Origin of the sequence: Wenjunlia tyrosinilytica, from assembly GCF_014646055.1 — a bacterium.
GTDB lineage: Bacteria > Actinomycetota > Actinomycetes > Streptomycetales > Streptomycetaceae > Wenjunlia > Wenjunlia tyrosinilytica.
In genome coordinates this window covers 1-16,302 of sequence record NZ_BMMS01000041.1, presented here as the reverse complement: position 1 = coordinate 16,302, position 16,302 = coordinate 1, and the positions used below count along the sequence as shown (strand labels likewise).

The following is a 16,302-nucleotide window of genomic DNA, read 5'->3' as shown; positions in this document are numbered from 1 at the left end:
CCGCTTGCCAACTCACCGTGAAATAGCGGTATTTGACGAACCGCCGGGAGAACGGGCCGTTCCATCCACCGACGAGTGGCACTCATCACCACCTCTTCCGCAGGAACGATTCACGGCATCTTTGGGATAACCATGCAAGAGGCCGGTAGTATGCGCATTGCTCTGCCAAAGAGCGGTTCATGGGCAAGGGGCGCGACGCAACACCGGGGGCTCGCACACAGCGTGGTGCGTAAAACAGCACAATTCCCGTGCGCTCTGCCATTCGGGTGACTTCCCGCCAGAGTTGTTGTCGGCATATTCGCTTGGGTGCGTTACTGGTCGCATCCAACCGGTGGGCTGCCCATCCTTTCCGGGGGTTGTGGCAACCGGCCTACCCGCTGACCCACCTGAGAGTCTGATCGGCGGTGCGGCCGTGAGCCGCAATGGGCGCCCCCGGTAAAGGAGTTGGATCCGCCAGCCGGTGCCGCTCGTCGGTGCCGGCTGGTGTGGCCCCTTGGAGTTCGTCACCCTTCGGACCGAGGGCCGCACGCCCTCGAGGAGGTCACCGCGAGCGGGTTCAGCGGGTCCTCCTCGTCCGGCGCGCCCGGAGGCGTTCGGCGGCGAGGCCACCGTCGGCGCCTTCGGGCCGGTCGGAGCGGGTGCCGACGCCCCGGAGGCCGTCGGACCGGCGTCGGCGATCCCGTGGCCGCCACCACCCGGGAGCGCCTGTCCCGTATTCCCTTCACACCTCGCGGACATACCCTTCCCCGTGAAGCAGGGGCACGGTACTTTTACCCAGGGAAACCGCTTGAAAATGGCTATCAGTACCAAGCATTATATAATGTGAAACTACCAATGGAGCGACCCCGCCACCCGTTTGCGGGATGAAACCCGGAAGCACTCCGCCGCACCATGTGCGCGCCCCCTCGAAAAGTGCGCCTCCGGGCACACCCATCACTACTTTCGGACATTTCACCACCTTTCGCATGCATCATTGCCCGCGTAGGGTTCTTTGCGCGGTGAAGGCCTGTCGGCGCTCATGGACCTTGCCGCTCCAAGCGCAGAGATGATGTCATGCCCCGATCAATTTCATTTCCCTGCCGGTGGCCCGCCCGATATCCCCCGGCACAATGGGCACGAGCGCCTTGAATTCACTCGGGAGTGCACCGAATTCAACAGAGAGCTCCTGCCCGTCCACCGATGACGCCACCGCGCATTCATCGCGGAGTGGACAACATGGTCGACGTTGAATCATTCGGAATTCACGGTCGTTCTCTGCACCCTCCCGGGGGGCGCCCTTTCAGCACGACCACCCATGCGGCCGCGCGGGCCGCGGAACGTCATGGAGACGGTGATGAGCCAACACCTGCACGCATCGGGCGCCACCGGAGCGGTAGCGGTGGTCGGCATGGGATGCCGGCTTCCCGGCGGCGTGGACTGCCCGGCGGCGCTGTGGCGACTGCTGGTCGACGGCCGGGACGCGGTCGGCCGTCCCCCGCCCGAGCGGACCGGGTCGGGGCCCGGCATCGCACCGGGACGGCCGGACGGCGAGGCACCGCGATGGGGCGGATACCTGGACGATGTGTCGGGCTTCGACGCCGACTTCTTCGCAGTGCCCGGGCCCGAGGCGGACGCACTCGACCCTCAGCACCGCTTGCTCCTCGAGGTGGTCTGGGAGGCGCTGGAGCACGCCGGGCTGCCGCCCGAACGGCTCGACGGCACCCCGACGGGCGTGTTCGCCGGCCTCGGCCGCGGCGACTACAACGACCGCCTCACCGAACGGCTCCAGGAGTTCGACGGGGCCGTCCCGGCCAACGAGCGGAGCGCCGCGGTCGGACGGATCTCCCGTCTGCTGGGGCTGCGCGGTCCCTCCATGGCGGTGGACACCGGGGGCTCGTCGTCCCTGGTGGCGCTCCATCTGGCCTGCCAGTCGCTGCGGGCGGGCGAGTGCGGGCTCGCTCTGGCCGCCGGGGTCACCCTGATGCTCCGGGACAGGACCGCGCAGCCCTTGTCCGGGGCCGGCCCGCTCTCCCCCACCGGGCGCTGCCGCGCCTTCGACGCGGCGGCCGACGGCTTCGTACGAGGCGAGGGCTGCGCGGCGGTCGTGCTCAAACGCCTCGAGGACGCGGTGCGGGACCGCGACCGCGTGCTCGCGGTCGTCCGCGGATCGGCGGTGAACCAGGAGGGGCGCCGCCGCCACGGATCGGCCGCCCCTTGCGCCTCCGCCCAGCGGGCCCTGCTCGAGCAGGCCCTCGCCCGCGCCGGATGCGATCCTCGCGACGTCGCGATGGTGGAGGCGCACGGCACCGGCGCCCCGGATGCGGACCCGGTGGAGTTCGCCGGTCTCGCCCGGGTCTACGGCAGCGGCCCCGGCCGCTGCGCCCTGACGTCGGTGAAGACCAACGTGGGCCATCTGGAGCCGGCGGCCGGCGTCACCGGCCTGATCAAGGCCGTCATGTGCCTCCAGCACGCGATCGTCCCGCCCAATCTCCACTTCAACCGCTGGAATCCGGCCATCACCGCCGTGGGGACCCGCCTGTTCGTGCCGACCGAGCCCACCCGGTGGCCGCTGCGGACGAGGTCGCGGCTGGCCGCGGTCTCCTCCTTCGGATCCGCGGGGACCCATGCGCATGTGGTGCTGGAGCAGGCGCCCCCGGGGCGGATGAGCCGGCGTGTGCCGAGGCAGCGGCAGCCGGCGCCCGTGGCGCCCGAGGTGTTCCTCGTTCCCGCGGGTTCCTCCGCGGCGCTCCCGTCCGCCGCCGTGCGGCTGGCCGAGTGGGTCGAGAACGACGGCGCGGCCGTCCCGCTGCGCGACATCGCGCACACCCTCGCGCTACGGCGCAGCCCGGGTCGCGGCCGCCTCGCGGTGACCGCCCGCTCGCACGGCGAACTCAGCCGCGCTCTGCGGGCGTTCGCGGCGCGGCGGGCCGAGTCCGGGACGGTGGTCACCGGGGAGGTGCGCTCCGCGGTCCCGAGCCGGCCGGTGTGGGTGTTCTCGGGGCAGGGTTCGCAGTGGGCGGGCATGGGGCGGGCGATGCTGGCGTGCGAGAGCGCCTTCGCGTCGGCTCTGGCCGCACTCGATCCACTGATCGCTCGGGAGGCCGGGTTCTCCGTGCTCGAGGTCGTGCGCGGTGGTGAGCGGGTGCGGGGATGCGCGCGCGTGCAGCCGGTGCTGTTCGCCCTGCAGATCGCCCTGGCCGCGACCTGGCGCGCCCACGGTGTCGAACCCGCGGCGGTCATCGGCCACTCCATGGGCGAGGTGGCGGCGGCGGTGGTGGCGGGGGCCCTGTCGCCCGCCGACGGCGTCAGGGTGATCTGCCGCCGCTCGGCGCTGATGACGCGGATCGCCGGCGAGGGCACGATGGCGAGCGTCGCACTGGACGCGGCGGCGGTCGAGGCCGAACTCGCCGCCTCCGGCGCCTCGGGGTCGGTGGGGCTCGCGGTCCTGTCCGCGCCCGACTCCACGGTCGTGGCGGGTGAGACCGCGCAGGTGGAGCGGCTGGTCTGCGCATGGCAGTCCTGCGGTGTCCCGACATCGCTGGTCGCCGTCGACGTGGCCTCGCACTCCCCGCAGGTCGAGCCCCTGCTGGCGCCTCTGCGCGACTCGCTCGAGGCAATCGCGCCGCGTCGGCCCGAGGTGCCGTTCTACTCCACGGTGCTGGACGATCCCCGTGGCGTGCCCGCCTTCGACGCCGACTACTGGTGCGCCAATCTGCGGGCGCCGGTCCGGTTCACCACGGCGGTGGCCGCCGCCGCGCGGGACGGTCACCTGGTGTACGTGGAGGTCTCACCGCACCCGGTCGTCACGCACTCGGTCGTCCGCGGCCTGCGCGATCTGGTGGACGACGCGGTGGTCCTGCCGACACTGCGCCGTGACGAGGACGAACCGGCCACCTTCCGCGGGCAGCTGGCCGCGCTGCACTGCGCGGGGGCGGCCGTCGACTGGTCGGTGCTGTACGGGGACGGGGACCTCGCCGACGTACCCACCATCGCCTTCGACCGCAAGCCCCACTGGGTCGAGGCCGCCGCCGTCGAGCCGAAGGCACCAGGAGCCGGGCCGGGCCGGCGCGGGGGTGCGCTGTCGGGCAGCCATGTGGAGGTGCCCGGCGAACCCGTCCGGCACTGCTGGCGCGCGGACGCCGGCACGGCCGCCCTGCCGTGGCTGGCCGACCACCGGGTGCACGGCGCACCGGTCCTCGCGGGGGCGGTCCACCACGCCGTCGCGCTGACCGCCGCCTGCCAGGTCTTCGACGCCTCCCCGAGGTCCGTCGAGGTCACCGGCATACGGTTCCTGGAGCCGCTGCGGCTCGGAGAGCGGACCGAGATCAGCACCACGGTGACCCTGATCGCCCCCGACAGCGCCGAGTGCGAGATCCTCGGGCGCGGCGACGACGGCTCCTGGACCCGCCTTTCCACCTGCGTGCTGCGCCTTCTCCCCCTGCCCTCCGACCCCCACTCGGCTCCGGTGCAGACCCTCACGCTGCGCCATCCGCTCACCCTCGGCCCGGCCGCGCTGTACGACACCCTGAGCGCCCGCGGCCTGGAGCACGGTCCGGCGTTCCAGGGGGTGCTGGACCTGCACGCGTCACGCCTGGGTGACAGCTTCTGGGCCCGTGTGGAGGTCCCGGCGGCGGCGCGTGCTCCGGGGCATGCGCTGCGGGTCCATCCGGTCCTGGTCGACCTGTGCGCGCAAGTCGTCGTCGCGGGGCTGATCCAGGAGTCGGGCCGCGGCCCCGTCCTGCCCGTGCACATGGAGTCGGTCCGCGTCCTGGGGGATCCCACGGCGGCGGTGTACTGCCATGCCCGGGTGACGGGGACGACGGCCGAGGCCATCGTGGGCCATGTGCGCCTGCTGGACGAGACGGGCAGGCCGGTGCTGTCGATCGACGGCCTGCGGTTCGCACGGCACCGCCGGCGTGACGACGACGAGGCCGACGCGTGGTTCCTCGACATCGGCTGGCACCGTGCCCCGCGGCCCCGGCCGCCGCGGGAGGACGCGTCGGGGGTCTGGCTGGTCATAGGTGAGTCCGACGGCTCGGCCCGTGCTCTGGCCGGCGCCCTGCACTCGGCCGGCGCGAGGACGGAGGTGTGGGACGAGCCGGTGCGCGACGTCCGGCTCGGCACGCTCAGGGACCGTCTCGCCGACCGCCTCGCGGTGCCCTCGGCGACCCCTCGGGCCGTCGTCCTGCTGTGCGGTGCGGGGCCGTCCACGAGCGGGGACCCGGCGACGGACGCGGGCGGGGATCCGACGGTGGACGCGCTGCGGCGGACCCGACGGCTGCTCGGTGTCGCCCAGGCGCTCTCGGCGGGCTCCACCGAGCCGCCGCGTCTTTACGCGGTCACCCGAGGCGCCCGCGCCGTGGAGGACGGCGACGCCGTGGACCTGGGACAGAGCTCGCTGCGGGGCGTCGTCCGTGTCCTGACGCTGGAGCACCCCGGGCTGCGCGCCACGCTGGTGGACGCCGATCCAGGCGACGCGGATCTGAACGACGTCGCCGAGGAACTGCTGTGCGACGGCGGTGACGACGAGGTCGCCCTGCGCGGCGGCGACCGCCATGTCGCCCGGCTGGCCCACGCCCCGCTGTCGCGTTCGGAGCGGGCCGCCGCCACCGCCTGCACCGTGCGCTACGGCACGGACGGGTTCCGGCTGCGGGTGGGCCGTCCCGGCGACCTGGGAAGCCTGGAGATGGCCGCAACCGGTCGGCGCACCCCCGCGGCGGGCGAGGTCGAACTGCGTGTCGAGGCCGCGGGCGTGAACTTCCGCGACGTGCTCACCGCGATGGGACTCCTGCCCGGTGCCCAGGAGGGGAGCGGCCACCGGATCGGCTGCGAGTGCGCCGGTGCGGTCACCGCGGTCGGCCCCGGCGTCGACCACGTCCGCGAGGGCGACCTCGTTCTGGCGGTCGACCTCCGAGGCGGTGCCTTCGGCTCGTTCACCACCGTGCCCGCGGCCGCCGTCGCACCGGTCCCGGCCGGACTCGGCCCCGTCGCGGCGGCGGGGCTGCCGATCGCGTTCCTCACCGCCTGGTACGCCCTGCGCCACATAGGGCGGCTCACCGCGGGGGAAAGGGTGCTCATCCATTCGGCGACCGGCGGCACGGGCCTGGCCGCCGTCGCGGTCGCCCGGCGGCTGGGCGCCGAGGTGCTGGCCACCGTCGGCAGCGAGGACAAGCGCCGCTATCTGCACGGCATGGGGATCACCCATGTCATGGACTCCCGGTCCCTGGACTTCACCGAGCGGACCCTGGAGGCGACCGGGGGTGAGGGAGTCGACGTCGTTCTCAACTCCCTGCCCGGGGCCGCGATCCGCGCCGGACTGCGGACCCTGCGCCCCTTCGGACGCTTCGTCGAACTGGGGGTGCGCGACATCCTCTCCGACGCGCCCCTGGGACTGTCGCCGCTGCGGCACAACATCACCATGAGCGCCGTCGACCTCGCCGAACTCCAGTCGGACAGGCCGCGGGTGTTCGCCGCGATGCTGCGCGAGGTGCTCGACGAGTTCGCGGAGGGCCGCCTCAAACCGCTGCACTGCACGACGTACCCGCTGTCCGAGGCCGCAGACGTCCTCCGCCTCATGGCAGGCGCGGGCCACATCGGCAAACTGGTGCTCACCGTCCCGGACCACGGCAGGACCGCCGCGGTGCTGCCCGAGGGACCGCTGACCGTTCGTACGGGGGGCGCCTACATCATCACCGGCGGCCTGCGCGGCCTCGGTCTCGAGACCGCCCGGCGGCTGGCCTCCGAGGGTGCCGGGCACCTCGTCGTCAACGGACGCACCTCCCCCTCCCCCGCCACCTCGCAGGCCCTGGGGGAGCTGTCCTGCGGCGGCACCCGGATCACGGTCGTCCTCGGCGACGTCGCCGAACCGGGGGTCGCCGAACGCCTGGTGTCCACCGCCACCGCCGACCAGACACCGCTGTGCGGTGTCCTGCACAGCGCCATGGTCCTCGAGGACGCGGCGATCGCCGACATCCGCGACGGGCAGCTGGAACGGGTGTGGGCGCCCAAGGTCGACGGAGCCTGGCAGTTGCACCACGCCACCGCCGGGTACGCGCTCGACTGGTTCGCCGTGTTCTCCTCGACCGCCTCACTGCTGGGCAATCCCGGCCAGGGCTGCTACGCCGCCGCGAACTCCTGGCTCGACGCCTTCGCCGCCTGGCGCTCCGCGCGCGGACTGCCCACCCTCGCCGTCAACTGGGGGCCCTGGGCCCGCACCGGCGCCGCCACCGGCGTCCCGGGGCGCGGCCACGGGACGATCTCCACCGCCCAGGGGCTGCGGGCGCTCGGCACCCTGCTGGCGCACCGGCGTGTGCAGACCGGGGTGATTCCCGGGGAGCCGAGCGCGTGGGTCCCTCCTTCCGGTCGGCACTCGTCGTTCTTCGCTCTCCTCCTGCCCGGTGGCGCGCCGGCCGATGAAGGGTCCGCGGGGACTTCCGGCATCCGCGCGCGTCTGCGTTCCCTTCCCGCGGGAGCGGCCCGCCGCGCAGCCCTGGAGGCATTTCTGTGCGCCCAGATCCGTGCCGTGCTGGGATGGAAAAGCGCCGCCCCGGATCCGGCGACGCCGCTGAAGGCTCTGGATTTCGGCTCACTGGCGGCCATGGAACTGCGCGGGCGCCTCGAATCCGCGCTGGGAGTCGAACTCACGGCCGACTTCCTGCTGAAGCACCCCACGGTGGCGGCCCTCGTCGAAGGGCTGGCCCAGCGCATGGGCCTTGAACCGACGGCGTAGGCCGGCGTCCTGGTACCGCCGCGTGAGCCGATGCCTTGGCACGACGGTGTGAACGGCGTCTCGGCCGACGCGGGCACGGATTTACGACGGAACGCATTCCGACAAAGGCGCACCCACGGGGCGGAAAACGTTGATACATTGTCCACGGGATTTCTTCAGCAGCGCTCTTACTATGATCCGCTAAGCTCCGGCTCATTCATTCGCTACCTTTTCGCGCCTTCCTCAAGGAACGTATTTTCGGGTCCAATAGGGAAAAGTGAGACCTGTCCCGGAAAGGGCCGACACCGTGTTCCCCAGCCAATGGGAGAGGTAGCCATGTCAACCCCGACGACAGCGCGGTCAGGAATGGACCCGACGCCCCGGAAGCTCGACGAGTGGCTCGACGGGGAGCACTCGCTCGATCTCGCGGGAGGCTGGCCGGCGGGTGGTCCCACCTCCTTCTCCACACCCCCGGTGGACCGGGCGGTCCCCATATGCCGCCGACTCGCGCGGGCATGGCTCGACGCGGAGCAGGTGCACGACGAGGGCGCGCGGTATCTGACCCTGCTCGTCCTGTCGGAGCTGTTGACCAACGCGATCAGGCACTCCGAAAGCACCCGTATCACCGGCTCCCTGTGGAAGTCGGGCGGACTGGTGCTCGTCGAGGTCCGTGACCAGGCAAGGACTTCGTCCGTGCCACGACTGAACAGCGCCGACAGGGACGCCGATCACGGCCGCGGGCTCGCGTTGATCGCCGAGTCCGTGCAGGGGTGGGGCACGCAGTTCGGGACCGACGGCAGCTGCGCGGTCTGGGCGGCGGTGCCGATCACCCCCTCGCTGAGCTGAGCTGCGCCAAGGACCCCGAGCGCCCTGGGCCCCGGCGCCCATGAACCCGGCACGCTCGAACCCGGCACGCTCGAACCCGCACCCCTGAACCCGGCTCCCCTGAACCCGGCGCGCTTGAACCCGGCGCCCTTGAACCCGGTGTGCGCGCAACGAGCTCCAACCGGCGCGGAGCCGGTTGGAGCTCGGACGGTGCGTGGCCGGACTCCCCTAGATGTAGGTGAAGGCGGCCGGGTTGCTGACACCGGCGGGTGAGACCACGGTGACCGACACCGTGCCCGATCCGGGCGGCGAGGTCGCCAAAATGGCGCCGTCACCGAGGACGGTGAAGCTGGTCGCCGGGGTGGAGCCGAACAGTACCGCCGTGGCCGAGGTCAGGTGGTTGCCGACGATCAGCACCGGAACGCCGCCCACACCCAGGCCGAACGGCGGGACGAGCGCCAGGATCACCGGCGCCACCGCAGCCTGGTAGGTGTAGTTGAGCGAGTTGCTGGTGCCGCCCGGCGTGGTCACCGTGACGGGCACGGTCCCCGTCCCCGCGGGGACGGTGGCGATGATGGCCCCGTCGAATTGGACGGTGTAGGTGATTGCGGGGGTGCCCCCGAAAAGCACCGAGGTGGCCCCCGAGAGGCCAATTCCGATGATGGTGACCGTATTGCCTCCGGCGGTCGGGCCCTGCGAGGGCACTAGAGCCAGGAGAATAGGCGATGCCATGAGAGTTCCCTTTCGGAGTGCCGTATCTGACCCGAACGGCCTGCCGGCCAGGTCGCGGGGCCCACCTGACTAAAAGGTAAAAGCACGACACTCGACCCACAATGCCCCAATAGGTAGCTGACGGATTATCAGTCTTCAGAAAGAAACTTGTATGATCATCGTGAATACGCGGGTCTGGGAAGAGGAATAGGAAGGGCCTTACGAAAGCACCCGCATTCCGGCCTGATCAGAGCGGACGCACGCCGTTCAAACATCCGAACGAAAGGAAACAGGGGGCGCGGAAGCCACCCCGCACATAACGAATCAACCCCCGGGCACGGCGGCTCGAGCCGCGCGATGAACCCGAGCCGACCGACGCGGGTGACCCGCCGTCACCAGCTCGGGCCTTTCCGAGGCGGCGAGGTCGCGCCCCGTCCCGGCCCGCGGGGCGCCACCGCCGGCGCCCGGCTGCCCACGCGGTTCGGGCCCGTGCCTCGGCGCCTGCTCCGCGGCCGCCCCGGGCGGCCGCCCCACCGCACCAGGGAGCTGAAACGACGCCGCCAGGCAGGTGACCCTCACGCGTCCAGGAACGCCAAGGCGCCCCGCGGCGGGCCAGGCTCGCTCGTGCCGCGAGGGCGCCGGACTGGCTGGAAATCGATTGCCTGCAACTCAAAGAGACACTGATCCGGATCCCCGGCGGCATCCCCCGGCGCGAGGTGTCGGGCGCGCGGGTGGGGGTCGACGGGCCGTTCCCGCACACCGGTCCACGGCCGGCGGACGCGCGCGACTCGCCCGCCTTCGTGATCGCGGTCCCGGCAGCGGTGGTCGTCCTCATGACCTACACGGAGGCGTGACGTCCCGTGGCGTCGCCCTCAAGTGTCCCCGCACGGACGCGCGAGCCCGGCGTCGGGCGAACGGCATCACGACCGGCTCTTGATTTCTGCGGCAACATGATTTGACATAGCGTCAGAACGGTTTCCGCCCCCCGGGCGGGTACCGCGCCGCCCCATGCCCGCGGCTGGTTGGGGGTGGCGACATATGCCCCCCACATCATCAAGAGCCATTGAACTGGACATACCGCCAGGAAGCCGCATTGAAATACTCCTCGCGGAAGTACTCCATGCGCTCCGCGCCATGAGCGCGGAGTGAAACGGTCGGACAGCGCCCAAGGGTCCGACTATTCATTCCGCGCGCCTTCGGCATGAATATCATCCGTCTTTTCCGCGCACCGGCGTACAGGTCACCCGACACGGGGATTCCCGTTCCGCCCTCGGCACCGCCACCGTTGACCGACCGGTAACCTCACTGCTAACTTCATCACCTTCCCGCCGGTCTCCGTACCGGCCGCGCGACGAAACTCAACTCCCCGCAAGTCCCGTAAGTCGATGCGTCACAGGCGTGCCCGCAATTCCCCCCACTCTGCGTCATCGATTTCTTCGGAGAATCATGACATCGCCCGGGCAAATCGTCGATCTCATCATGGGTATCAGTCCGTTCGGCGAGCCGGACGCCCGGCTCGCCACCGCTGTGAGCCGTGCGGGCGGACTCGGCGTACTCGACCTCGGCGCCGGTGACCGCCGGGCGCGCGAGGCGCTGGAACGTTTGCGCCGATGGTCGACCGGCCCGTTCGGCGTCCGCGTCTCCTCCCGCTGCCGGCTGCTCGCCCCCGATTGCCTGCCGGCGCCCTCCCATGGCGGCCCGAGCACCGTGATGCTCGGCGTCGGCTCGGCCTGGCGGGTCGGCGAAGTCGCCGCGCCCCACCGGGTGCTGGTGGAGGTGACCGGCCCGGACGAGGCGCTGGAAGCGGTCGAGGCGGGCGCCCACGGCCTCGTTGCCCGCGGTTGCGAGAGCGGTGGCCGGGTCGGCGACCTCAGCACCTTCGTGCTGGTGCAGCGGCTCCTCGCCGACCCCGGCGTCACGGTGCCGGTCTGGGCCTGCGGAGGCATCGGTCCCCGGACAGCGGCCGCGGCCGTGGTCGGCGGGGCGGCCGGGGTTGTCCTGGACACCCAGTTGGCGCTTCTCGCCGAGTCCGACCTCGCGGAGGAGACAGCGGCGGCGATCCGGCCGATGGACGGCTCCGAGACGGTCCTCGTGGCCGGGCACCGGGTGCTGATGAACCGCGGCCCGCACACGCCGGGCGCCGAGGACTCCCCCGCCCAGTCGTTGCCGGTGGGCCAGGACGGCTTCCTCGCGGCCCGGTTCGCCGAACTGTGGGGCGATACGGCCCGCGCCGTGCGAGGTGTGCGGACCGCCGTGCGGAACGCGATCGTCGACGACTCGGCCGCCCGTGCCCTGCGCTCCGGATCACCGATGAGCCGCGCCCTCGGCACCCGGCTGCCCATCGCCCAGGGTCCGATGACCAGGGTCAGCGACCAGGCGCGGTTCGCCGCCGCGGTCGCCGAGGAGGGCGCCCTGCCGTTCATCGCGCTCGCGCTCGCCGGCCCCGAGCAGACCCGCTCGATGCTGGAGCAGACCCGAGCCGCTCTCGGTGAAAGGCCCTGGGGCGTGGGCGTGCTGGGGTTCGCACCAGAGGAGACCAGGAGCGCCCAGCTCGAAGCCGTCCGCGAGCTGAGGCCCTCCCACGCCATCATCGCCGGCGGACGTCCGTCGCAGGCCGAGGCCCTGGACCGGGTGGGTGTCAGGACGTTCCTGCATGTCCCCTCACCGGGCCTGCTGCGGCAGTTCCTGAACGCCGGGGCCAGGAGGTTCGTCTTCGAGGGCTCCGAATGCGGTGGCCATGTGGGCCCCAGGACGAGCTTTACGCTGTGGGAGGCCCAGTCGGCGGTGCTGGAGGACTTCCTCGACTCGGCGGACGAGGGCACGGCCGACCGCCTCGAGGTGTTCTTCGCGGGTGGTATCCATGACGAGCGCTCCTCCGCCATGGTGGCCGCTCTGGCCGCTCCGCTGACCGCGCGCGGTGCCGCCGTCGGTGTCCTCATGGGGACCGCCTACCTGTTCACCCGGGAGGCCGTGGAGCACGCGGCCGTGACCGCTCGGTTCCAGAGCCAGGTGATGAGGGCGACGAGTACCGCCCTGCTCGAGACCGCTCCCGGACACGCCACCCGCTGTGTGCCCAGCCCCTTCACCGACGCCTTCCCGAGGGTGCGCGAGGAAATGCGGGGCAGGGGGCTGACCGGCCGCGAGCTCTGGGAGGGCCTGGAGCGGCTCAATGTCGGCCGGCTGCGGATCGCCAGCAAGGGCGTCGAGCGGCGCGGTGAGGAACTGGTGGGCGTCGACGAGGGCCGCCGGCTCGCCGAGGGGATGTTCATGGCCGGTGACGTGGCGGTGCTGCGCTCCGCCACCACCACCATCCGCGATCTGCACCGGTCGGCGGCCCCGGGTGCCGCCGACCACTTCGGCCAACGCGCGGCCGCGCTGCGCGAGCAGTGGGGCATCCGCCCCGCCGCGCCGGCCGACGATGCCGAGGCCCCCGCCGCGCTCGATGTCGCGGTGGTCGGCATGGCGTGCGTCTTCCCGCAGGCCGCGGACCTCGCCGAGTTCTGGGCCAACACCCTGCGCGGCACCGACACGATCACCGAGGTACCCGCCGAACGCTGGGATCCCGCCGTCCACTGGTCGGCCGAGGGCGGCGGCGCCACCGCGTCGAAGTGGGGCGGCTTCCTCCCCGGGATCGCCTTCGACCCCTTGCGCTACGGCATCCCGCCCGCATCCCTGGGAAGTATCGAACCCGTCCAGCTCCTCGCCCTGGAGGTCGCCCGGAGGGCTCTCGAGGACGCCGGGCACGGCGGCTGCGCCGCGGGGTTCGACCGCTCCCGGACATCCGTCGTCTTCGGCGCCGAGGCGGGCAGCGACCTGTCCCAGGCCACCGGGCTGCGGCCCGCGCTTCGCTCCTACTTCGGCCGGGTGCCCGAGGGCCTGGACGAGCAGTTGCCGACGCTCACCGAGGACTCCTTCCCCGGCATGCTGGCCAATGTGATCTCCGGGCGGATCGCCAACCGCCTCGACCTCGGTGGAGCCAACTACACCGTTGACGCCGCCTGCGCGTCCTCGCTCGCCGCCGTCGACGTCGCCTGCAAGGAACTCACCGCCGGCACCAGCGATCTGGTGCTGTGCGGAGGCGCCGACCTGCACAACGGGATCAACGACTACGTCCTCTTCTCCTCCGTGCACGCGCTCTCCCCGACGGGCCGCTGCCGCGCCTTCGACAGCGAGGCGGACGGGATCGCCCTGGGCGAAGGCGTCGCCTGCGTCGTACTCAAACGGCTGGCGGACGCCGAGCGCGACGGCGACCGAATCTACGGCGTCATCAAGGGAGTCGGCAGCTCCAGCGACGGCCGCTCCCTCGGTCTGACCGCACCGAGTCCCCGGGGCCAGCGAGCGGCCCTGGAGCGGGCGTACCGCAACGCCGGTGTCTGCCCCGCCGACGTGGGGCTGGTCGAGGCCCACGGCACCGGAACGGTCGTCGGGGACCGCACCGAACTCGCCGTCCTCACCGAGGTGTTCACCGAGGCCGGGGCCGCGGCGGGCGGCTGCGCCCTCGGTTCGGTCAAGTCGCAGATCGGCCACACCAAATGCGCCGCTGGCCTGGCGGGCCTGATCAGAACGGCCATGGCGCTGCACACCGGGGTGAAACCGCCGACCTCCCAGTTGCGGCAGCCCAACCCGGCATGGCGGCCGCGGACGAGCCCGTTCGCCTTCCACACCGAGGCCAGTCCGTGGGCGGCTCCCCCCGCCCAACGGGTCGCCGGGGTCAGCGCGTTCGGCTTCGGCGGCACCAACTTCCATGTGGTGCTCGCCGCCCACGACAAGGCGGCCCCGGTGCCGCACGGGTTCGACGAATGGCCCGCCGAGCTGTTCCTCTTCCGCGGCGCCGACCACGCCGCGGCCCGACGGTCCATGGAGAAGACGCTGGCGCTCCTGGAGGCCGACGGGACCGGCGCGACCCCCTGGCGGCTGCGCGACCTCGCCCACGCGGCCTCCTGCGACGGCGGTACAGGTCGGCATCCGGTGCAGGCGGCCGTGGTCGCGGGGGACCTGGAAGGGCTCGGCCGCCGGCTGCGCCAGGCGCTCGCGGGCGAGCACGACCCCGGCTCGGGCGTTCACCTCGCGGGCCCTGCGGCGGCGGGCGACGCCTTCCGTCCCGGTGAAGGCGGGATCGCCTTCCTCTTCCCCGGCCAGGGCAGCCAGCGCCCCGGCATGCTCGCGGAGTACTTCGTCGCCTTCCCCGAGCTCCAGCACTACCTCGAACTCGGCGGCGCCTGCGCCGAGGCGCTCCACCCTCCGGCCGCGTTCGGCTCCTCGGGGCAGGACGAGCAGCGCTCCCGGATCATGGACACCCGGGTGGCCCAGCCCGCCCTGGGCATGGTCGGGCTCGCCGTCCACGACCTGCTGGTGAGGGCCGGTGTGCGGCCGGACCTGGCGGCCGGGCACAGCTACGGCGAACTGGTCGCGCTGTGCGCGGCGGGCGCCATCGGTCCGCGGAGCCTGCTGGAACTGAGCGCGGAACGCGCCGAGGCGATCCTGGGCGCCACCGGTCGTGACCCGGGGGCCATGGCAGCGGTGCCGGCCGGCGCCGAGGACATCGAACGAGCGCTGCGCGAGGCGGACCTGGACGGTCGGGTCGTGCTGGCGAACCGCAACGCACCGCTCCAGAACGTCCTGTCCGGACCCACCGAAGCCCTCGACGAGGCGGTACGGGTGCTGCGTGCCGCCGGGTACGGGGCGAAACGGCTGCCCGTCGCCTGCGCCTTCCACAGCCCCCTGGTCTCGGGGGCGGGCGGGCGATTCGCAAAGGCGCTGCGCACCACGCCCGTGCGGACACCCGAGGTGCCCGTGTGGTCCAACCGCACCGCGGAGGTGTACCCGCGGGAGCCCGACGCGGTCCGCGCGGAACTCGCCGCCCAGATCGGCGCACCGGTCCGCTTCGCCGAGCAGATCGAGGCGATGTACCGGGCCGGCGCCCGAGTGTTCGTCGAGGCCGGACCGGGCACGGTGCTCACCCGGCTGGTCGAGTCGGTGCTCGGCGACCGCCCGCACCGCGCCGCCGCCTGTGAGCCACGTCCCGGCAGCGGGCTTCGCGGCTTCCTGGACGCCCTCGCCCACCTGGCCGTCTCCGGGGTCCCCGTGCGCACCGCCTGGATGTTCCGGGGGCGCGACACGGTGGACGCGAGCCGCGCGGCGCGGCCCAGCACCCCCGGATGGACCGTGGACGGACATCTCGTCCGCACCGCGGACGGCCGACTCCTGCCCGGCGCGCTCGCGCCGGCCCGACGCATCGCGGAGGCTGACGTGGTCCGTTCCCACCCCTCGGACGGCGGCCGGGCCGACCGCGAGGCGCTGGTCTCGGAGTTCCTGCGGACCGGCCGGGAGATGGTGGCGGCCCAACGGGACGTCCTGCTCACCTACTTGGGTGCCGCCCCGGACTCCGGCACCGGTTCGCCCCCGGTGGTGGAGGTCGGCGAGCGGACGAGGCCGCTGCCGGTCGAGTCCCTCCCGGCGTCGCCGGTCGAGTCCTCCTCACCGGGCCTTGCGGGAGAGGCGGCGGCAGCCGCGCGGCCGTCCGGCGCCGACACGGCGCCCGTGGCTCCCGCCGCGGTCACGCAGGCGGATGTGCTGCGGTCCGTGCTGGAGATCATCGGTGAACGGACCGGCTATCCCGTCGACATGATCGAACCCGATCTGGACCTGGAGGCCGATCTGAGCATCGACTCCATCAAGCGGGCGGAGATCGCCGGTGAGCTGGCCGCACGGCTCGGTGTCGGGAGCGACATGGGCGCTGCCGGGCTCGGCGACGGGGAGTTGGAGGAGCTGTCCAGGGCGCGGACGGCGGCCGAGGTGAGCGGGTGGCTGACCGCCCGGCTGACCGCCCCGGCCGAGCCACCGGCTCCCTCGCCCCCGCCTGCGGCTGCCGGTGCGCCTGCCGGTGCGCCTGCCGGTGGGGCTGCCGGTGCGCCTGCCGGTGCGGCTTCGTCGCTCGCCGGGTCTTCGGCGGTCGGTCGGGCGGCCCTTCCCGAACGGGCTCAGGCACCCCTCCGGTTCAGGATGCTTCCGGTGCCGCTCGGACCCGCGGGCGATCCCGTGGAGCTGCCCTCGGTGGTCGCCGGGAAGCGTTTTGCCCT

4 protein-coding genes are annotated in these 16,302 nt (G+C 72.6%); 3 read left to right on the top strand and 1 reads right to left on the bottom strand.

The features are described 5' to 3' along the window. Positions 1-1,333 precede the first annotated feature (1,333 nt). Positions 1,334-7,708 (top strand): type I polyketide synthase, encoded by a 6,375-nt coding sequence (locus IEY86_RS31575; RefSeq protein ID WP_189135346.1) that lies wholly within the window; start codon positions 1,334-1,336, stop codon positions 7,706-7,708. A 345-nt stretch (positions 7,709-8,053) separates the two neighbouring features. Continuing rightward, positions 8,054-8,533: an ATP-binding protein gene (locus IEY86_RS31570; RefSeq protein ID WP_229698936.1), complete on the top strand. Its 480-nt coding sequence runs from the start codon at positions 8,054-8,056 to the stop codon at positions 8,531-8,533. A gap of 207 nt (positions 8,534-8,740) precedes the next feature. On the opposite strand, the gene IEY86_RS31565 is transcribed toward IEY86_RS31570, so the two are convergent. Then, on the bottom strand, positions 8,741-9,244 hold the full coding sequence (locus IEY86_RS31565) for an IPT/TIG domain-containing protein (RefSeq protein WP_189135345.1): 504 nt from the start codon (positions 9,242-9,244) through the stop codon (positions 8,741-8,743). A gap of 1,425 nt (positions 9,245-10,669) precedes the next feature. Here IEY86_RS31565 and IEY86_RS31560 point away from each other — a divergent pair. Beyond that, positions 10,670-16,302 (top strand): type I polyketide synthase (locus tag IEY86_RS31560; RefSeq protein WP_189135344.1); only part of this gene is annotated, 5,633 nt, incomplete at its 3' end.